18 protein-coding genes are annotated in these 20,176 nt (G+C 68.5%); 11 read left to right on the forward strand and 7 right to left on the reverse strand.

What is annotated here, in order from left to right; all coding sequences use genetic code 11:
- The first annotated feature begins 40 nt into the window (after positions 1-40).
- From OHT21_RS05560 to OHT21_RS05595, 8 genes are all read left to right on the forward strand, one after another.
- Positions 41-811 carry a methyltransferase domain-containing protein gene (locus OHT21_RS05560; RefSeq protein ID WP_328767109.1) on the forward strand — a complete coding sequence of 257 codons (771 nt, stop codon included), beginning with the start codon at positions 41-43 and terminating at the stop codon, positions 809-811.
- A gap of 136 nt (positions 812-947) precedes the next feature.
- Positions 948-1,703: an aminoglycoside phosphotransferase family protein gene (locus tag OHT21_RS05565; protein WP_328767111.1), complete on the forward strand. Its 756-nt coding sequence runs from the start codon at positions 948-950 to the stop codon at positions 1,701-1,703.
- 161 nt (positions 1,704-1,864) lie between these two features.
- On the forward strand, positions 1,865-2,473 hold the full coding sequence (locus OHT21_RS05570; RefSeq protein WP_328773968.1) for a TetR/AcrR family transcriptional regulator: 609 nt from the start codon (positions 1,865-1,867) through the stop codon (positions 2,471-2,473).
- 352 nt (positions 2,474-2,825) lie between these two features.
- Positions 2,826-4,031: a glycoside hydrolase family 1 protein gene (locus OHT21_RS05575; RefSeq protein WP_328767112.1), complete on the forward strand. Its 1,206-nt coding sequence runs from the start codon at positions 2,826-2,828 to the stop codon at positions 4,029-4,031.
- Between the two features lie 26 nt (positions 4,032-4,057).
- Entirely contained in the window at positions 4,058-4,879 is an 822-nt protein-coding gene (locus tag OHT21_RS05580) for an SDR family NAD(P)-dependent oxidoreductase (RefSeq protein WP_328767113.1), read from the forward strand.
- A 76-nt stretch (positions 4,880-4,955) separates the two neighbouring features.
- Positions 4,956-6,836 carry a beta-glucuronidase gene (gene uidA, locus OHT21_RS05585; RefSeq protein ID WP_328767114.1) on the forward strand — a complete coding sequence of 627 codons (1,881 nt, stop codon included), beginning with the start codon at positions 4,956-4,958 and terminating at the stop codon, positions 6,834-6,836.
- Between the two features lie 77 nt (positions 6,837-6,913).
- Positions 6,914-8,296, forward strand: coding sequence for an MFS transporter (locus OHT21_RS05590; protein ID WP_328767115.1), 1,383 nt, complete (start codon positions 6,914-6,916; stop codon positions 8,294-8,296).
- A gap of 50 nt (positions 8,297-8,346) precedes the next feature.
- Entirely contained in the window at positions 8,347-11,016 is a 2,670-nt protein-coding gene (locus OHT21_RS05595; RefSeq protein ID WP_328767116.1) for a family 78 glycoside hydrolase catalytic domain, read from the forward strand.
- A gap of 81 nt (positions 11,017-11,097) precedes the next feature.
- Here the strand turns inward: OHT21_RS05595 and OHT21_RS05600 are convergent, their stop codons facing one another.
- The 3 genes from OHT21_RS05600 to OHT21_RS05610 all read right to left on the reverse strand — a co-directional run bounded on the left by OHT21_RS05600 (position 11,098) and on the right by OHT21_RS05610 (position 14,308).
- A complete protein-coding gene (locus OHT21_RS05600) occupies positions 11,098-12,369 on the reverse strand; it encodes an MFS transporter (protein ID WP_328767117.1) in 1,272 nt (423 codons plus the stop codon).
- Between the two features lie 52 nt (positions 12,370-12,421).
- Positions 12,422-13,261, reverse strand: coding sequence for an SDR family NAD(P)-dependent oxidoreductase (locus OHT21_RS05605; RefSeq protein WP_328767118.1), 840 nt, complete (start codon positions 13,259-13,261; stop codon positions 12,422-12,424).
- A 75-nt stretch (positions 13,262-13,336) separates the two neighbouring features.
- On the reverse strand, positions 13,337-14,308 hold the full coding sequence (locus OHT21_RS05610; protein ID WP_328767119.1) for an SMP-30/gluconolactonase/LRE family protein: 972 nt from the start codon (positions 14,306-14,308) through the stop codon (positions 13,337-13,339).
- A 265-nt stretch (positions 14,309-14,573) separates the two neighbouring features.
- Here OHT21_RS05610 and OHT21_RS05615 point away from each other — a divergent pair, with 265 nt between their 5' ends.
- Entirely contained in the window at positions 14,574-15,125 is a 552-nt protein-coding gene (locus OHT21_RS05615) for an aldehyde dehydrogenase family protein (protein ID WP_328767120.1), read from the forward strand.
- Between the two features lie 138 nt (positions 15,126-15,263).
- Here OHT21_RS05615 and OHT21_RS05620 read toward each other — a convergent pair whose 3' ends face one another.
- Positions 15,264-15,395 carry a hypothetical protein gene (locus tag OHT21_RS05620; protein ID WP_328767121.1) on the reverse strand — a complete coding sequence of 44 codons (132 nt, stop codon included), beginning with the start codon at positions 15,393-15,395 and terminating at the stop codon, positions 15,264-15,266.
- Between OHT21_RS05620 and OHT21_RS05625 the strand changes: the two genes are divergently transcribed.
- The gene (locus tag OHT21_RS05625; RefSeq protein ID WP_328767122.1) at positions 15,389-15,661 is read left to right on the forward strand and encodes a class II aldolase/adducin family protein; all 273 of its coding nucleotides are present in this window, start codon (positions 15,389-15,391) and stop codon (positions 15,659-15,661) included. The genes OHT21_RS05620 and OHT21_RS05625 overlap by 7 nt on opposite strands.
- On the forward strand, positions 15,619-16,191 hold the full coding sequence (locus OHT21_RS05630) for an SDR family NAD(P)-dependent oxidoreductase (RefSeq protein WP_328767123.1): 573 nt from the start codon (positions 15,619-15,621) through the stop codon (positions 16,189-16,191). Before OHT21_RS05625 ends, OHT21_RS05630 begins: the two co-directional genes overlap by 43 nt.
- A gap of 140 nt (positions 16,192-16,331) precedes the next feature.
- Here the strand turns inward: OHT21_RS05630 and OHT21_RS05635 are convergent, their stop codons facing one another.
- The 3 genes from OHT21_RS05635 to OHT21_RS05645 are packed head-to-tail and all read right to left on the reverse strand — an operon-like array spanning position 16,332 to position 20,131.
- Positions 16,332-17,504 (reverse strand): ROK family transcriptional regulator, encoded by a 1,173-nt coding sequence (locus tag OHT21_RS05635; protein WP_328767124.1) that lies wholly within the window; start codon positions 17,502-17,504, stop codon positions 16,332-16,334.
- A 47-nt stretch (positions 17,505-17,551) separates the two neighbouring features.
- The gene (locus tag OHT21_RS05640) at positions 17,552-18,631 is read right to left on the reverse strand and encodes a phosphotransferase (protein ID WP_328767125.1); all 1,080 of its coding nucleotides are present in this window, start codon (positions 18,629-18,631) and stop codon (positions 17,552-17,554) included.
- 27 nt (positions 18,632-18,658) lie between these two features.
- Complete coding sequence (locus OHT21_RS05645) at positions 18,659-20,131, reverse strand: aspartate aminotransferase family protein (protein ID WP_328767126.1); 1,473 nt, start codon at positions 20,129-20,131, stop codon at positions 18,659-18,661.
- Between the last annotated feature and the right edge of the window lie 45 nt (positions 20,132-20,176).

The following is a 20,176-nucleotide window of genomic DNA, read 5'->3' on the forward strand; positions in this document are numbered from 1 at the left end:
CTGACACCAAGGGGTAAGGACGATATGGGGGGCATGCCTGATGAGGGCGGTAAGCAAGGGAACGTCAGTATTGAAGTCGGGGGTCAAGCGGCTCCTGGGACGTGCTGGATTCGACATCGTGCGCAGCACCAACAACCTGGGGGGCGTCGACGACTTCATACCGTTCGAGGCAACGATGCGGGCCGCACGGGCGGCCGGCCTGTCGGTCGGTGACTACATCGACGAGGTCATGAACGGGACGCCTGGCGCCACCAAGTCCACCATCGATGAACTGAGCGCTCTCGGCGTCTTCGCCGCCAAGCCGCAGACGGTGCTGGAGATCGGTCCCGGGTCCGGACGGTACCTGGAGAAGACGCTGAAGGAGTGTTCGCCAGACCGCTACGAGATCTACGAGACGGCAGCGCCCTGGGCCACCTACCTGGTGGACACCTTCGGCGTGGTCGCCCAACCGACCGCAGGAAGCAGTCTCGCCCCGACACCCGACGCCAGCGTCGACCTCGTACAGGCCCATAAGGTCTTCAACACCGTGCCCTTCCTCGGCGCCTCCCGCTACTTCTTCGAGATGGCACGCGTCACGCGACCCGGTGGCCGAATCGTCTTCGACGTCATGACAGAGACCTGCCTGGACCCGGCCGCAGTACGCACCTGGGCCACACAGGGCGGCGCGGGCCACGACTCCTTCCCGGCCGCCATGCCTCGCCGAACATGCGTGGACCTCTTCGCAACCCTCGACTGCAGCCTGGAGGCCAGCTTCGTGGCGCCCATGGGTGTTGGCTCCACGGAGGTCCTTGTCTTCAGAAAGAGGGCTTGACCCTGGGGGTGGGCTTGACCTGGTCAGGGGTCGGTGTCGTGCACGAGGCCGACGGGTAGCGGGACGCGTTCAGGCGCGTCATCGCAGGCGATAAACCCGGCGACGTCGGCGATCATCCCCGGGATACTGGTCGCCCATGGATGAGGTCAACGTCGTCGTCGCGCATTCCGAGCGCGCGACGCTTCGTGTCGGTGACGTGTTCTTGAAGGTGGACGCCGATCAGACGCGCCTGGACGTCGAGGTCGAGGCGATGGCCCTGGCGCCGGTCCCGACCCCGGAGGTCCTGTGGCGCAAGCCGCCCGCGCTCGCGCTCGCCGCACTGCCGGGGACGACGCTCGGCCGCCTCGGCGGGCCGTCGACCGGGTCGCCGGCGGCGTGGGCCGCGGCGGGCGCCGCCATCCGGAAGCTGCACGAAGCGCCCCTGCCGCCCCTGCCGCCCCGGCCGGGCCGAGCCGGCCGGAGCATCGTCGCACTGGCGGCGGAACTCGACGACGAGTGCAAGTTGCTCGTGACGAACGGCGTCCTGCCCGCCGACCTGGTCACCCGCAACCGCCGGGTCGCCGAGGCCGCGCTCCGGCCGTGGACTCCGGCCTTCACACACGGCGACCTGCAGATCGCGCACGTCTTCGTCGACGGCGAAAAGGTCACCGGCATCATCGACTGGTCCGAGGCGGGCCAGGGCGATGCCCTGTACGACCTCGCCACCTTCACGCTCGGACACGAGGAGCACCTCGACGACGTCATCTCCGGATATGGCGCCGACATCGACCTCGACGTGATCCACGCGTGGTGGTCGTTGCGCAGCCTGCTGGCAGTCCGCTGGCTGAGCGAGCACGGCTTCGACCCCTTCGCGCCGGGCTGCGAGGTCGACGTACTGAGATCCCGGATGTGAAGCCGCGCGGGGCCGACCGCCACGTATGCGTTCTGACGCATCGAGCGGGCCATCCCAGCTCTTTGACAGCCACACGTGAGGTGGTTAATACCAACCACCGGTAGGTTTTAATGGCTCAGCTACTGCGCTGGACGGAATTCGTCGAGGAGAGTGAACGCACCGTGGGTCAGGCCAAAGCGCGTGGGCCGTACGCCAAGACACCGGCCCGCCGGGCGGAGATCGTACGGGCCGCACGCGACAGCTTCGCCGAGAACGGCTACGCCAAAGCCTCCCTGCGCGACATCGCGGAGCGGGCCGGCATCACCCACGCCGGGCTCCTGCACCACTTCCGCAACAAGGACGAACTCCTCGCCGCGGTGCTCGCCGAACGCGATGCCGAGGAATGGCAGCAGGGCCTGGAGCAGGTCGACAGCCCTGACGAGCTCGCGCCCTACCTCGCCGAACTCATCCGCCACCACCAGAAGGCGCCCGAGCTGATGCGCCTGTGGATCGAACTCGCTGCAGCGGCCTCACGGCCGGATCATCCCGCCCACGCATACTTCGTCGAACGCTACGAACGCGGGCGCACCCAGTTCGCCGAGGGATTCCACGAGAACGACGCCCGCGGCACGCTGCGCGAGGGCGTCAGCCCCGAGAGCGCCGCAGTCCTCTTCCATGCCGTACTCACCGGGCTCCAGTTGCAGTGGGTCCTCGCCCCGGGCCTCGACATCGTCAGCCCCGTCACCGACTTCGTCCGCCTCCTCTTGGACCACGACCACACCGACGAGTGAGCGGATCGGCGCCCAACTCGGTGCCGCGGCAGGCTCATTGGATACGGGCCGACGGTCAGGGCCGATCGCCGAGCAGCGCGTAACCCCACACCGGCTCGACGCCGGCCGCCGACGCGACGGACGGACAACGGCCTGCCCGGCTCCTGCCCTGCCCTGCCCTGCCCTGCCCTGCCCTGCCCTGTCCACAGTGCGCTCATTTCCCCCTGGCCGGGACGCCACAACGTAACGCTTTGATCACGAAATAGAGCCGCAGCCTTCCCGCCCTTGCGGCCCCGGTCTACGGTCCGATCCAAAACCAACCACATGGTAAGAGTTGGCGGGCCAGCACGCCGCGTATGGAAAGCAGTCGACGATGACCGAATTCCCTCCCGGGTTCCTCTGGGGAGCCTCCACCGCGCCGCACCAGATCGAGGGCAACAACCTGAACAGCGACTTCTGGGCGAGCGAGGGGCGCATGCCCGGCATGGAGCGCAGTGGCGACGCCTGCGACAGCTACCACCGGTACCGCGAGGACATGCAACTGCTCGCCGACGCCGGCCTCAACGCCTACCGCTTCGGCATCGAGTGGGCACGGATCGAACCGGTCCCCGGAATGATCTCGCGGGCCGAACTCGCCCACTACCGGCGGATGATCGACACCGCCTTCGAGCTCGGCCTGACCCCGGTCGTGACCCTGCACCACTTCACCAGCCCGCTCTGGTTCGCCCAGGAGGGCGGCTGGCTCGGTGACCGCGCCGTGGAGCGGTTCCGGGCCTACGCCGAAGCGGTCACCCCGATCCTCGACGGCGTCGAGTGGATCGTCACCATGAACGAGCCGAACATGCTGGCCATCATGATCGGCATGGCACGGGCGTTGCAGAACGACCCGCACGCGGCCGACGCGTGGATGAGCCCCACCCTCGACAACGAGAGTCCGCGGCCGAAGACGCCGGCCCCGGATGTGAAGATCGGCGAACGGCTGGTCGAGGCGCACCACGCCGCCCGGGACCTGCTGCACGAGCGCGCCGGCGCCAAGGTCGGCTGGACGGTCGCCAACCGCGCCTTCGTCGCCCGCCCGGGGGCGGAGGAGAAGAAGCGCGAACTTGAGTACGTCTGGGAGGACCTCTACTTGGAGGGGTCGCGCGGGGACGACTTCGTGGGCGTGCAGTCGTATTCGAGCCAGTGGGTCGGCCCGGACGGCGTCGAGCCCCACCCGCAGCACCCGGACAACACGCTCGTCGGCACCGCTTACCGGCCCGACGCCCTGGCCATCGCCGTACGGCACACCGTCGAGGTCACCGGCGGCCTGCCGATCCTGGTCACCGAGAACGGCATCGCCACCCGCGACGACACCCGCCGGATCGCCTACACCGACGAGGCCCTGAAGCACCTTCAGGCGGCGATCGCCGACGGGGCCGACGTACGCGGCTATCTGCACTGGAGCCTTCTCGACAACTACGAGTGGGGCCATTGGGAGCCGACGTTCGGACTGGTCGAGGTCGACCGCGAGACCTTCGAGCGTCGCCCCAAGCCCAGCCTCGCCTGGCTGGGCGAGACCGCCCGCCGCGGGCTCAACTGACCGCCCCGCCACCGGAAGGACACATCGTGCAGGTATCCGTACCCGACGTCTCGTCCCGGTCCCTGGCGGAACTGATCTCGCTGTCCGGGCGGCGTGCCGTCGTGACCGGCGCGGGCCGTGGCCTGGGCAGGGCCATCGCCGAGCGCCTGGTCGAAGCGGGCGCCGACGTGCTCGTCGCCGACATCGACCGCGAGCTCGCCACTGCCGTCGCCAAGGGCCTCAACGCCCGCCGCCCGGGGTGTGCGGTGACGGCCCACGTGGACGTCGCCGACGCCGGGAGCGTGGTCGCGGCCGCCGATCTCGCGGTCCGGGAGCTCGGCGGGGTCGACATCTGGGTCAACAACGCCGGGATCTTCCCCAGCGTTCCCGCGCTGGAGATGTCCGAGGAGACCTGGGACGAGGTGTTCGCCGTGAACGCGCGCGGTGTCTTTCTCGGTTCCCGGGAGGCCGCGCGCCGGATGCGCGAGGCCGGGAGCGGCGGCATCATCGTCAACGTCGTCTCCACGGCCGGGTTTCGGGGGACGGCCCCCGGGCTCGCCGCCTACGTCGGCTCCAAGCACGCGGCGCGCGGCATCACCCGCCAACTCGCCCTGGAATTCGCACCGTTCGGTATTCGCGTCCTGGGCGTGGCACCGACATTCGTGCCGACCGAGGGGAACATGGCGGCAGCCGCCGAGGCCGGGGTCTCGCTGGACGCCGAGTCCCTCATGTCCGTGATGAAGCCGGGCCCGCTCGGACGGCTCGGTGTTCCTGACGACATCGCCCGTGTGGTGCTGTTCTGCGCGAGCGACCTCTCGGCCTTCATGACGGGGAGCACCCTCCTCGCCGACGCCGGCGAAACGATCTGAGTCCGCGCATCCGCGACGCCGCATCCCACCTCGTCCTCCCCGGGCCACCGGCCCCGCAACGACGCGTAGGAGCCCCATGCTCTCCCCCCGCACCAGCCCCACCCGTGACATCGTCAGCCTCGACGGCCTGTGGCGGTTCGCCCTCGACACCCGCACCGGCGCCACCCCGTGGACGTCGCGGCTCACCTCGCCCCTCGAAGCCCCCGTCCCCGCCAGCTACAACGACCTGTTCGTGGACCCCGAGATCCGTGACCACGTCGGCGTCGTCTGGTACCAGCGCGAGGTGCGGGTGCCGCGCGGCTGGACAGACAAGGGGAGCGAAGCGACTTCTGGTAGGGGTGGTGGCCGGGAGACGGGTGGGCGGGTGGTCCTGCGCTTCGGCTCCGTCACCCACGCCGCGCAGGTCTACGTGGACGACCGGCTCGTGGCCGAACACACCGGCGGCTACACCCCGTTCGAGGCGGACCTGACCGGAATCGTGCAGCCCGGCGCCGAGTTCCGGTTGACGGTCGGCGTCGACAACCGGCTGACGAACGTGACGATCCCGCCCGGCACCGTCACCACAGGACCCGACGGCCGCGAACGCCAGTCGTACCTGCACGACTTCTACAACTACGCGGGCATCGCGCGCCCGGTCCGCCTGTGCAGCACGCCACGGACCTTCGTCGAGGACGTCACGGTCGTCACCGGTCGGGACGGCGCGGACGGCATCGTCGAGTACCGCGTGGAGACCGCCGGCGAGGCCACCGACACGATCGCCGTCCGGGTACGCGCGGTCGACGAGTCGGGCCACACGATTGCGCAGGCATACGGCCCCGAGGGCATCCTCCGCATCGAGGACGTCATCCTCTGGCAGCCCGGCGCCGCCTACCTGTACGACCTCGTGGTGGAGTTGACCGACGAGGCGGAGCCCGCCGCGAGGGACGTGGTCGACAGCTACACCCAGCCCTTCGGCGTCCGCACCGTCGAAGTGCGCGGCACCGACTTCCTCATCAACGGCGAACCGTTCTACTTCACCGGTTTCGGCAAGCACGAGGACACCCCCGTCCGGGGCAAGGGCCACGACGACGCCTACCTCGTCCACGACTTCCAGCTCATGGAGTGGACCGGCGCCAACTCCTTCCGCACCTCGCACTACCCGTACGCGGAAGAGGTGCTCGACTTCGCCGACCGGCACGGCATCGTCGTCATCGACGAGACCGCCGCCGTCGGCCTCAACCTGGGCGTCATGGGCGGCCTCACCGGCCAGGCACCGACCCCGACCTTCGCACCGGAGAACTTCGGCGGCACCACCCGCGACGTCCACGCCGAGCACCTGCGCGAGCTGATCGAACGGGACAAGAACCACCCAAGCGTGGTGATGTGGTCCCTCGCCAACGAACCGGCCTCCAACGAGGACGGCGCCCGCGAGTACTTCGGGCCCCTGGTCGAGCTGGCCCGCAAACTCGACCCGACCCGCCCCCTCACCTACTCCGCGGTCATGTTCGCCACACCGCAGAACGACCTGATCGGCGACCTCTTCGACGTACTGAGCATCAACCGCTACTACGGCTGGTACGTGTTCACCGGCGACCTCGCGACCGCCGAACAGGCCCTGGAACAGGACCTCCGCGGCTGGGCCGCGCGCTTCGGCAAGCCGGTGATGATGTCCGAGTACGGCGCCGACACCCAGCCCGGTCTGCACTCGATCTGGGACACGCCGTGGAGCGAGGAGTACCAGAGCGACTACCTCGCCCTGTACCACCGCGTCTTCGACCGCATCCCCGAGTTCATCGGCGAACACGTCTGGAACTTCGCCGACTTCCAGACCGCCGCAGGCATCCATCGCGTGGACGGCAACAAGAAGGGCGTGTTCACCCGCGACCGCAAGCCGAAGACGGCCGCGTTCGCCCTCCGCCACCGCTGGCACGGCCTGGACGGACGCAAGCCGGACCCGCACACGGACGCCCCTCACTGAAACGTTCCAACCACAGATTGCCCTCGTAACGGACCAACTGCCGTGCCACCTCGCACACATGAGACGAAGGAGTCTCAATGACGAAGAACAACCGCGACATCAGCGTGGCCGGACCCCCGCCGACCGAACCGGCAACAGGCAACGGCGAGGAACCCACCGATCCGGCGAAGGGCGACAGCGAGGAACCGGCCGAGACCCCCACCCCCGAGATCGAGGCCCCGCCGCTGGAGAGGGTCAGCAGGAGTTACCTCGCCTGGATCATGATCGCCAGCTTCGGGGCCTCCCTGGCCCTGATGGTTCCGCTCTCCTACTCGCTGGCCCTGCGGATCGACGAGCTCGCCCCCGGCCGCGAGCAACTGCTCGGATACGTCACCGGATCCGCCCAGTTCGTCTATCTGGTCCTCAGCCCTCTGATGGGCTTCTGGAGCGACCGGATGCGCTCCCGCCTGGGCCGCCGGACACCGTTCATGTTCGCCGGCACGGCCATCGGCATGGCCGGGCTCCTGGGAATCGCCGTCGCACCGACCGTCTTCCTGGTGGGCCTGGCGTGGGTCGTCGGCATGGTCGGCTGGTCCACGGTCGGGCAGGCCATCCAGAACGTCCAGGCCGACCGCGTACCCGAGGAACAGCGCGGACGCGTCTCGGCGGTGACCGGCGTCATGACCCAGATCGCGCCCGTGGTCGGTATCGGCATCGCGTACACGGTGGCCGACAGCACAATTCTGGTGTTCCTGGTCCCGGGCGTCATCGGAGCGGCCATGCTGCTGCTGTTCCCGCTGCTCAAGCCGGAGGGCGACTCCCGCGCGCTCGTCCACACCAGCCAGGTGAGCCTCAAGGGCATGGTCGCCAGCTACGGCTTCAATCCGCGGAAGTACCCCGACTTCGGCTGGAACTGGCTCGGCCGCTTCGTCTTCTTCATGGGCCTGTACTTCAACACCACCTTCGGCACCTTCTTCTACGCCCAGCGGCTCGACCTGCCCGTCAAGGAGGTCGCCGGCGTCGTATCGGCGATCGGCATCCTCGGAGTGCTCGCGGCAACCGCCGGCGCCATCGGCGGCGGCTTCCTCTCCGACAAGCTCGGCCGGCGCAAGCTGTTCACCGTGATCGGATCCACGATCTTCGTCGCCGGGGCCGTCGCCGAGGCCTTCGCCTACTCGCTGCCCCAACTCATCGTCGGCGCGGTACTGATGCAGCTCGCCATCGCGATGTTCAGCGCCGTCGACCAGGCGATCGTGTTCGCCGTCCTCCCGGACCGGGCCCAGGCCGGCCGCTATCTCGCGGTCGTCGCCTTCGCACAGAAGATCCCCAGCGCCCTCGCCCCGCTCATCGCCCCGCTCGTCATCACCATCGGCGTCACGAGCGGAGGCGAGAAGAACTACACACTGCTCTACCTGAGCGGCGCGGTGCTCGCACTCACCGGCGGCCTGATCATCAAGTTCAAGATCAAGTCGGTTCGGTAACAGGGCAGTTCGGCGATCGTCCCCAGTCCACCGTTCCGAGAAAGCAGCACATGAAGAACGCACCGTACGACCTGCGCATCGACTACGGCGGTGACCAGTTCCCCGTGTCGGGCCCCGCACCCCGCCTGTCGTGGAAGCCGCCGTCGGACGCGGGACGCACAACGGGATACGAACTTGAATGCACCGTCGACGGCGAGGCGCAGCCCGCGGTGCCGGTCGCGCCCGACCAGCACCGCTTCCTCCCCTGGCCCTGGGCGGCGCTGCGGAGCGGCCGGCAGGTGGCCTGGCGGGTCCGGGCCCGGGCCCGGGATGCCGAAGGCCCGTCGCCGTGGTCGGAGTTGAGCACCTTCGAGGTCGGCCTCCTCGACGAGGACTGGCAGGCGCACTGGATCTCACCTGCCGAATCCGGCGACGACCCCGGCTACGGCAAGCGCCCGGCCCACACCCTGACGACCCGGTTCGAGGCACGGGCCGGGGTGCGCTCGGCGCGGCTGTACGCGACGGCGCTCGGCGTGTACGAGGCCTACGTGAACGGCGAGCGGGCCGGCACCGCCGAACTGTCGCCCGGTGCCACGTCGTACGACCGCACGCTCCACGCCCAGGCATCCGACATCACGGCCGCGCTCCAAGCGGGCGCCAACCAGCTCGAGATCGTCCTCTCCGACGGCTGGTACAAAGGCCAGGTCGGCGCCTTCCGCCTGCCGGCCGGCTGGGGAACGGTGCTCGCCGCACGCGCCGAGCTGCACATCACGTACGAGAACGGCTCGCACCAGGTCGTGCGCACCGACGAGACCTGGACGAGCACCCGGTCGGCCATCACCCGGGCCGACCTCATGGATGGGCAGACCACCGACTTCCGCACCGAGCCCGGCGCCGAGCAGCCGGTCCTCGTCGATCAGGTGGAGGCCCCCGCGATCGACTGGTCGCCCGCGCCTCCCGTACGCGTCGTGGAGTCGCGTACGGCACAGTCGGTCAAGCAACTCGAAGACGGGCTCTGGATCGCCGACTTCGGCCAGAACGCCTCGGGATGGCTCGCCCTGAGCGACCTCGGCCCGCCCGGCACTCGCACCGTCATCGACTACGGCGAACACGCCGGCGCCGACGGCGATCTGACGACCGCCCATCTGGACTCCGTACGCCCCGGCGCGGACCCGATCCCCTTCGTCCAGCGCGACGAGGCCGTCTCCGCGGGCCGGAGCGAGACGTTCGAGCCACGCCACACCGTGCACGGCTTCCGGTACGCGCGCCTCCGCCGCGACGGCGCCCCGCTCGACCCCGCGAGCATCACGATGCGCGTCGTCCACACCGACCTGCGCCGCACCGGCACCTTCGCCTGCAGCGACGACGACCTCAACCGCCTTCACGAGATCGCTGATTGGAGCTTCCGCGGCAACGCCGTCGACGTACCCACCGACTGCCCGACCCGCGAACGCCTCGCCTGGACCGGCGACTTCCAGGTCTTCGCCCCCACCGCCACGCGCCTCTACGACGTCCTCGGATTCAGCCGCAAATGGCTCCGCTCGGTCCGCGACGACCAGCTGCCCGACGGCCGCATCGCCAACTTCTCGCCCGACGGCCGCCGTATCAAGCACCACCTCGACGACCAGTTCGCCATGATGACCGGCTCGGCAGGCTGGGGCGACGCGATCGTCGCCGTCCCCTGGGAGCTGTACGAGTCCTACGGCGACCGGAAGGTCCTCGCCGAGAACTGGGAGGCGATGGTCCGCTGGGTCGAGTGGGCGCTACGGACCGCCCGCACCGCCCGCCATCAGTCCCGGATCGAGCGCTCGCCCGAGCCGCTGCCGCACGAGCAGTACCTGTGGGACGGCTCCTTCCACTGGGGCGAGTGGACCGAGCCGAAGGCGAAGGCGGCCGACGGCACCCGCATCGACCCGGTCCAGAGCGACCCCGTCGCCTGGTTCATGGCCGACAAGGGCGAGGTCGGCACGGCGTTCCTGTACCGCTCGACGTCGACCCTCGCCCGTATCGCGCGGGTACTGGGCCACACCGAGGACGCGGCCCGCTACGCCGAGACCGCCGAACGGGTCCGGGACGCCTGGCGCACCGAGTTCCTCACCCCCGAAGGACACACCACCGGCGACACCCAGGCCGCGTACGTACGCGCGCTCTCCCTCGGCCTCGTCCCCGACGAACTGCGCGCGGCCGCCGCCGCACGCCTCGTCGAACTGATCCGCGCCGCCGACACCCACCTCGGCACCGGCTTCCTCGCCACGGGCGACCTGCTCCCGGTCCTGGCCGTCACCGGCCACGCCGACATCGCGTACAAGCTGCTCTTCCGGCGCACCGCACCGTCCTGGCTGTACATGCTGGACCGCGGCGCGACGACCATCTGGGAGGACTGGGAGGGCATCGATGAGAACGGAGACGCCCACGACTCCCTGAACCACTACAGCAAGGGCGCCGTGATCCGCTTCCTGCACACCCACACGCTGGGCCTGCGCCAGGCACCGGGCTCGGTCGCATGGGAGTCCATCGAGGTCGCGCCCGTCCCCCACCCGTCACTGACGTGGGCCCGGGGCACGCACGAGTCCCCGCAGGGCACGATCACCGTCGAGTGGCGGACGACCGGCGACGAGCTGACCCTCACCGTCGACGTGCCACCGGCCACCACCGCACGGATCGTCTTCCCCGACGGCACCACCGAGACCGCCACGGCAGGTACCTTCCGTGCCACCCGACCTATGACGAAAGGGAGTTGAGGCGACCACCGACGACTTACGTTTCCGCGGCCTTCCTTCTTCGGGTGAGGGGTCTTCGGGTGAGGAGGTGGCTCGGCGTCTCTATCTGACGGAACGTACGCGGTACACGAGCAGGACTCCGATGGTCGCGGTCACGCCGACCAGGGCGAAGAGGAGTGGATAGCCGCGGTTCGAGGTGATGATGAAGCTGGCGATGAGCGGGGCCAGCGCGGGTGGGATGACCGTACCGATGTTCATGATGCCGAGGTCCTGGGCCCGGCTCTCCGCGTCGGGCAGGACCTGGGTGATCAGAGCCTGGTCGACGGCCATGTACGCGCCGAAGCCGCCGCCCATGAGAGCCGACGCCACCAGAATGACGGTGAGGCTCGGGAAGCTCGCCAGGAGGAAGCCCGAGGCCGCCTGCAGCAGCGCCGCCAGTGCGACGAAGATCCGCCGTCTGCCGAGGCGGTCGGACAGTACCCCGGCGACGGAGGTGGCCAGGAGTCCGGCCACCAGATAGAGCACGGTGCAGACCAGGAGGCTTCCGGCCGGATCGGGGACCTTCAGGTTGTCGGTCAGGAAGTAGAGGGTGTAGCAGACACCGAGGGAGTTCGCCAGGTTGACCACCAGCCGCCCGCCGAAGGCCCAGGCGAAGTCGCGGTTCTTGAGAGAGCCGCCCATGGAGGTGAGCAGTGCGCGCAGACTCAGTGGAGGCTCGGAGCCGGCCACGGGGTCACGAAAGCGCGCCATGAACGGCACGGTGCAGATGATCAGCACGGCTGCGATGACGACGTAACTGCTCTCGGGGGAGAGCGCGAAGGCGGAGACGACGGCTATGCCGACCACCACACCGAGGGCCTGGGGGCCGTAGACCGCGCTGGACACGAGACCGCGCTGGTTGACGGGAACGCGGTCGGCGATGAGGGCGGTCAGCCCGGAGGTGGCGGCGATGAGTCCGAGCATGCTGGCCGCCCACGCGATGGTCACCCCGGCCACGGTCGTCTGTTCCCCGGTGACGACGAGTCCCGCGGCGAACGCGAGCGTGCCGGCCGCGAGCCAGAGTCTTCTGCGTCCGAAGCGGCTCCGGGAGCGGTCGCACAGTGCGCCGCACAAGGGGAGGGCGAGGATCGCGACCAGTCCCGAGACGGCGTTGACGACGGCGAAGTCGTGGACCTTGGACGCCGGGTCGATCGCCTCCAACTGCTGAGGGAGCAGCAGTTGGAGGGGGACGAGATTCGCCATCCAGTACCCGAACCAGACCAGGCCGTACAAGGTGATCCAGCCACGTGAGACGGGCTCGGCCGGTCCCTGGCCGGCATCCGCTCCGGCGACGGCGGCCGGCACCCGTGCCGGTTGGTGGAACTCTGTGGGCATGGAGCCTCCGGGGGACGGAACGGGCCTGGTCAGGGCGGGATCACAGAAAGGCCTACTTTGCTGACGGGGCAGTCGTCGGGGCGGTGAGGAGCTTCTCCCTCTGCCGCCTCCCCCTGGCCTCGGCCATGGGGATGACACGGCGCATCAGCCTGGGGAACACGCCGGCGATTCGCTGGACGCGGCCGGCGAGCGGCGGGAACACCACCTCGACCGGTTTGCTGGTGACCGCGTCGACGACGGCCTCGGCGATCCGTTCCGGTGCGTAGGACTTCTCCGCGAAGGAGATGGCACAGGAGGGATCGGCCATCTCCTGGTCGAGCATGCCCGTCCGGGTGGACGGCGGATGGATGATCGTGAAGTCCAGCGGCCCGTCGCGTTCCTCGATGGCGACGCTGTGGTGGAAGGCCCGCAGACCGTACTTGGTGCCGCAGTAGGTGGCGTATCCGGGCAGCGGCAGGAACGCGGTCATGCTGCAGACGTTGATGATGTGACCGTGTCCTTGCGCGGTCATGCGCTCGAGTGCCGTGCAGACCCCGGTGATGGTGCCCAGCAGGTTGATCTCGACGATGTCGCGGTGCTGTTGCGCACTGAGGTCCCGCGCGTGTCCGGTGTGGATGATGCCGGCGTTGTTGACCAGCACGTCGACGACGCCGAAAGCGGCCTCCGCCGCCTCGAAGGCGCGGCTCCAGCCTTCGGTGCTTCGGATGTCCAGCGCGCAGGCGGCCGCCCGCGTGCCCAGTTCACGGGCGCGAGCCAGAACGGCTGCCTCGTCCACGTCGGTCAGCATGACGCGGTGGCCGCGGGCGATCGCGAGTTCCGCGACGGCTGCCCCGATCCCGTTGGCCGCGCCGGTCACGAAAATGACCTGGCCCTTGTCAGATATATGGCGCATGCCGATGGATTCTCCTCGGTCGTACGTCCAAGTCAATCGTCCGGTACGGGTGGAGTCTGATCGTTACTGCGGCAGTCACAGCCGCACCATCTCGACCCGGCCGCTGTTGAGTTCAGCGGCTCGGACCGGATCGTCCGTCGGAACGGTGGCGGCGAAGAGGGTCCGCCCGTCGTGTCCGGCCAGCAGGCAACAGAGGGTGTTCTGGCTCGTCGCGACCCGATCGAGGACGCGGCCGCCCGGGGCGACCCGCACACATTCACCGCGAAGCGCGTTCGCGACCCAGATCGACTCGCCGTCGGTGTCCCACGCGATGCCGTCCGGTGCGATCGGCGACGCGGAACGCTTCGCGATGGCGGGGTGGTCCAGGAGCGCCGAGATCTTGCGGGTGATACGTCCGGCCGGCCCCGGGTGGTTCAGGAGCCGCCAGAGCAGCGGTGCGATCAGCGGAGCCCAGGGCTGCGGCTTTCCGGGGATGCCGTCGGGGGTCCTGGGCAGGGCGGTGAGTCGCATGGCAAGGGTTTCGGCCACCACCAGGGCGCTGCCGTCGGCGGTCAGGAGCGTGCCGTTCGGGAAGAGCAGCGGTTCGGTCAATGCGAGCAGGCTTCCGTCCGGGGCGAGGCATGCGATGGGGGTTCGCGGCGGGCCGGGCGGCGCGTAGAGCATGGAATTCGGGTGCTCGCGCGAGAAGGCGTGGTAGTCGAAGCCGAAGTTGCCGACGTAGGCCCGCCCTTGCGGGTCGACGAGCATGTCATTGACCGGACCGCCGACGATGGGGCGCAGATCGGCGTGCTCGACCAGTGCGCCGTCGGGTTCCTGCCGGTAGACGCATCCCCCGTCCATGGATACGACGAGCAGGCGGCCGTCGGGGAGCCAGCCGAGCCCGCCGGCCCGGCCGGGGACGTCGAGGATCGTTTCCGGTTCACCGGTGCCGTCCCAACGGTGCACTGTGCCGTGTGCGAGATCGGAGAACCAGAGGGCTCCCTCGTGCCAGCGCAGGGATTCGGGCACACCCAGGCCGCTCAACGCGACCTCCGTCGTCCGTTTCATCCAACCGCTCCTTCGTGACGCGGATCGAAGAGGTTTCTCGGCCGTCTCGGGGTCCGTCTCGAGACTCTCTCAGCCGTCTCGCGCTACTTGGACGCTCGTACAAGACGTCTGACTTGTTCGGATGACCGTCTCATTCTGGGTGAAGCCAAGTCAACGTTCCGGTGGGAGATTTCCGTGGCACAGACTCGATCCCTCATGACAGACGGCTCCCCGACTGGTGCCCGTATCGCCGTGGACAATCCCGCCACCGGAGCGGTGGTCGGCCATGTCTCCGACGCGTCGGCTCGACGCACTGCACAAGGGCGCCCGCGTACTCGTGGGAGGTCACAGCTCCGACGGACCCGGCCGGTTCTTCGAGCCCACGTTGCTCGTCGACGTCGACCACACCATGAAGTGCATGCGGGAGGAGACCTTCGGTCCCACCCTGCCCGTGATGAAGGTCGCGAGCGCCGAGGAAGCCGTCCGGCTGGTCAACGACAGCTCGTACGGGCTGCAGGCCTCCATCATCGGCTCGAACATGAAGCGCGCCCGGCAGTTGGCGGAGCAGTTCGAGGTCGGCTGCGTCACCATCAACGACGCCCAGACCAACTACATGGCCCTCGGCCTGCCCATGGGCGGCTGGAAGGAGTCCGGCCTCGGCGTCCGCCACGGCATCGAGGGGATCAAGAAGTACACCCGGCTCCAGGCCGTCAGCGCGAACCGGTTCCCGATGCGCCGGGACATGCACATGATCCCGTACGAGCCCTCGGCCTACCGCTTCATCCTGCGCCTGGCGGACGTCATGTACGGCGCCGGTCTGCGCGGCCGTACCAAGTAGGGCCGTACCAAGTAGGGCCGTACCAAGTAGCCGCGCCACTCCTGAGCAGATCGCCGGATTCCGAAAGGCCAGCCCATGACCATGACACCCGCCGCAGCCCCGCACGCGTCCGTCGGCGCCATGCCCGAGGGCGTCTACCTACCACTCCCCCAGCAGAACCTGAGCGTCGAGGAGGAGCGCGAGGTCCGTAAGCAGGAACTCGCCGCCGCCTTCCTCCTGTTCGCCCGCTTCGGGTTCTCCGAGGGGGTGGCCGGGCACATCACGTGGCACTGGGCGAGGGCAAGGCCGTCGTCCTGCAGAACCACGGGCTGCTCACGGTCGGGGCGTCCGTCGCCGAAGCGGCCTGGTACTTCATCACCATGGAACGTTCCTGCCAGGCCCAACTCCTGGCCATGGCCGCCGGAAAGCCGAAGCTCATCGACGCCGAAACAGCGCGAACGGTCCGTACGCAGATCTCCGGCGCCCTGCCGGGCTGGTTCCAGTTCCGCCCCCTGTGGGACCAGATCACCGCGGAACAGCCCGACCTGTTCGACTGACACAACGCCATACGCGATGCGGTCGGCGCCCGCCCGAGTTCACGGGGGCGGGCGCCGGCCGCATCGGTTTCGCCGGACGACGACTCCGACGTCGGAGTCCGAGTGGTAACGGAACAGGAACCCAGTGTTGCTGGGTCCGCAACACGCCGCTCTCGATCTACCAGCGGGTCACCGACATCAACTACTACGGCAACATCTCGCTGACCCTGGCGCTGCTGCCCTCCCTCCGCCCGGGCAGCCAGGTGGCGGTGGTCAGCAGCATCAACGGCCTGCTCAGCGACAAGTGCAGCTCGGCGTACGCCGCGGCCAAGCACGCCCTGCTCGGCTTCTACGACGCACTGCGCGCCGAGCAGCCGGAGCTCGTCGTTTCGGTGATCGCACCCGGCTTCGTCGCGCCACCGATCACCGTGAACAGCATCAACGGCAGCGGCCAGACCTACGGCGAGCGCTCCGAGGCGAGCCTGACGGGGATGTCGGTCGACCGGTTCTCCCCCGGGCCGTCGACGCCCTCGAACGACATCGGCCCTTGATCGTGATCGCCGGACCCACCGAACGCCTGGCGGTCCGGCTCCACCGCTGGTTCCCGAGCCTGTTCTACCGGATCGTCGCCCGGGCCTCCCCCGAGTTCGAGAACAACAACCGCTAGGCGGCGCGGAGTTCCGCCTGCGGATCAGAATGCCGGCGCGGTTTGCTGCTGCCGCGGTCCCTGACTGCGTGCCTTGAGCAGTGCGTCCCGTAGGCGGTTGTGGGTCATGGACAGGCAGGCATGCACCGCGCCGCGTGCCACCGAGAGTCCCAGAATCTGGGAGACGGTCGTGATCCGGGGGCTGACCGGCAAGTTCTGTGCGAGTCGCTTGCGCACCTCGGGGAGTACCTCGTCCACCAAGGGGTGCAACCGGCCGACGAAGTAGACGGACTCGGGATCGAGTGTCACGGTGGCGATGCTCACGGCGGTCGTGACCGCCGTCGTGAACGCCTTGAGTATCTCCGCACGGCCTCGATGGTCCTGAGGTGCCAGCCACAGGTCCTCGACGCGTTCGAAGTCCAGTCCGTGTTCACGAGCGAACTTCACAAGCCCTGCGGTGCTCAGCAGCCCGTTGAGGCTGCGGTCGCCGATGCCCGAGGACAGGGAACCGATGTCGCCGAACGAAGGAGTACGTCCCCGAGCCAGTTCCCGGTCCCTGCAGGTGGCGAAACTCAGGGTGCTGCTGACGCTGAACAGGGCAGCGTCATGGATGCTCGCGTCGTCCGTGAGCACCTGCAGCAAGGACGCGTTCGCGTCACTGTCGAAGGACACTGGAGCACCGACGAGCGCTTCGACGGTTCGGTGCAAGTCTCTGCCGGAGAAGACTTTCATCGGATCGGCAGGCCGGAAGACCTCGGCGCCGTCGCGGACATGGGCGGGCAGTGCCGCGACGACCTGGCGCAGTGGCCCGCGTGCGGAGGCGCTGGTCTGCGCGATCAGGTCGACCAGCCACCGGCCGGCAGCGGGGACGTCGTGGTGCTCGACCGTCGGAACGATCACATGTCCGATCTCACGGCCGCGTAGGTCGGTCACCAGCACGCCGGTGGTCACGGCGCCGAAGCCGACCCCCACGACATGTCCGGCCGTCTCGGGCACATCGAGGTACGTCGACGGACGGCCACGCCCGACGACGGCGTCGACTCCCCCGTCCACGACGAACCCGTCGGAGCGCAGTTCCTCGACGGCCCGAGACACCGTCGCCTTGCTCAGCCCCGTGAGCTCGATGAGGCTGTTCCGGGTCAACGGCGCATGGGAGAGAAGCACTTCAAGGACACTTGCCTTGTTGTAGTCGCGGGGTGTGGGGTTGATGCTGCTCACCTCCTGACCTTAGCGAGACCGTACGCAGCCCGAATCAGTGGTCACGCTCAAGTCGTGTCCTGGCGGGTGCTCAGCAAGCGGGCCACGACCTCCTCCATGGCGACGGCCATGGCCCGCTCCACGTTGACCCAGTCGTCTCTGGCGTGCTCGAGCAGGTAGTCGCGACGCTCCGGCACGCGTTCCGCGCGCCAATGGGTGACCAGCGCGCGAAGTGTGAGGCGTGCCAGCGCGGCGACAGGCAGGAGCGGGAGTTCGGTGTCCTTGATCGGCCGGGCCCGTTCGTATCCCGTAACGAAGCTGCATGCCTCACGCCAGGGATCCGACGGTGTCCGGCCGAGCAGGTTCGCGAGAGACACGGCAGGGTCGAAGATCAAAGCACTGCGCATGCTGTCACCGAAGTCGATCACTCCCGTGACGAAACTGTCCGTCCGCGGATCCACCAGGACGTTGTAGGGACTGTAGTCACCATGGATCACTTGGGTCTCGAGATCACCCAGTCTCGGAACAATGGCCTCGTGGAAAAGGCGGAACACTTCTTGTGCCAGCCGACGGTGCGCGGCGCCGGGCGTGTACTCGATGAGCTCCCGCAGCTGGTCGAAGTGCCGAAGGTCCCACACAAGGCTCCGCTCGTCCGCTGGATGCCTGAATGACCGCAGAGCCAGATCCACTCGCCCGAGCATCTGTCCGACCTGGGCAAGCTGGTGGGGATCGGGGTTCGTCCGCGCCAGGACGGCACCTTCGACGAAGTCGAAGACGCGCAGGACTCGAACCCGGCCATCGTTCGTTTCGATCGGTACGTTGTCGCTGCCTTCGGTGGTCTCCTCGACCCGCTGGACGGGAAGATGAGGAGCTTCGGTTTCGAGGTGGCGCATCACAGCCGTTTGCAGAGCTACGACAGCTACCGCCTCGTCGGGCGGGGAGACCTTGACGAGATGGTCGGCCGTGCCGGTCCGCAGCCGGAACGTGTCGTCCTTCTCGGTTGCCAGCCGCTCAAGACGTCCGCTCAGCCGGTAGTGCCGCGCGAGGAGGGCGTCCACCACGTTCGTCTCGATGGGCTCGTGGGACGACGCCAGGCCGCTCTCCTGGAACAACTGCTGGGCGATACGTGCGGGGGGCGAGGTGTTCACCGTTCGGTCCCTTCGGCTTTCAGCCTGCTACAGGCGCGTCTCGGCGATCTCCGCGAAGGTCTCGAGGAATCGCGTCACGTCGGCCGAGTCGAAGGCCAGCGGCGGTCGGATCTTGAGCACATTGACTGCTTCCCCGGTGCCGCTGATGAGGATTCGACGCTCACGCATGTCGTTGATGACGTGGTCGGCGCGGACACGATCGGGCTCCAGCGACTCCCGGTCCTTCACGAGTTCGACGCCCACGTACAGACCACTGCCGCGGACCTCCGCGACGTGGGGAGACTCGCGAGTGATCTCCTCAAGGCCGGCTTTGAGCGCGCTGCCGTTGTCGAGAACTCGCTGCTGCACGTTCTCCGCTTCGAAGACGTCCAGAACCGCGGCACCGGCGGCAACCGCGATCGAACTGCCGGCAAAGGTATTGAAGTAACGGACATTCCGCCCGAACTCCTCGCACACCTCGGGCCTGAACACCACGCCGGACATCGGCATGCCGTTACCCATGGGCTTGCCCATCGTGACGATGTCCGGAAGCACCCCATGGCGGCTGAACCCCCACATCGACTCTCCGAGCCGGGCGAATCCCGACTGAACCTCGTCGGCGATGTACACGCCGCCCGCGGCGTGCACCTCCTCGACCATGTCACGCAGGTAACCGACGGGGTCGGTGAAGAGGCCGTCGCTGGAGTGCGCGCAGTCGGTGATCAGCGCCGCAAGCCTGTAGCCGTGACGCTCGAGGTCGTTGATCGCGCCGCGCACCTGGCTTCGCATGTGGTCGGGAAGCGATGAACCCGGCGGGACGAGTCGCGGATCAGGAGCATCGATGACCCGCACATTCGGCCCGAGCGGTGAGCCCGCGCCGAGCGTCGGCGAGAAGCTCGCAACCTCGCGAGTGAGACCGTGGTAAGCCCAGCGCGTCACGACGATTCCCTCGCCGCCCGTGTGGAAGCGAGCCACGCGCATGGCCAGGTCGTTCGCCTCCGACCCGCTGCACGCGAAGCTGACCTTCGAGAGCGCCTCGGGCATGGTCGCGAGAAGGCGCTCGGCGTAGTCGACGAGTGACTCCTGGACATAGCGCGTATTGGTGTTGACCGCCGCCATCTGGCGGGACACGGCCTCGACCACGTGCGGGTGTGCGTGACCAACGCAGGGCACATTGTTGTAGGCGTCGAGGTAGTCGTTGCCCTCCCGGTCGAACAGGTGAGCACCTCGGCCGGAGGCGAACTCGACCGGCTCCCGGTAGTTCAGCGCGTACCCAGGGCCCAGCACCTTGTTCCGCCGCTTGACGGTGGACTGCAATCGCTCAGGCAGTTCACCGAGCGCTGCGGGGTCGAACCTGTTGGGGTAGTTGGCCAGCGCTCGACTCAGCGTGGACGTCATCAGCAGGTCCCCTCCTTCGTGGCTTGCATCTCGTCGCGGCTGCTTCGGCGGCAGCCTACCAGCTTTTGTTTCAGTTCCAACCTGAAACTTATTTCTGCCAAGGCCGTCGCCCTGCAGAACCACGGGCTGCCACAAGCGATGCGGCCGGGGCCCGCCCGAGTTCACGGA

Origin of the sequence: Streptomyces sp. NBC_00286 (genome assembly GCF_036173125.1) — a bacterium.
Lineage (GTDB): Bacteria > Actinomycetota > Actinomycetes > Streptomycetales > Streptomycetaceae > Streptomyces.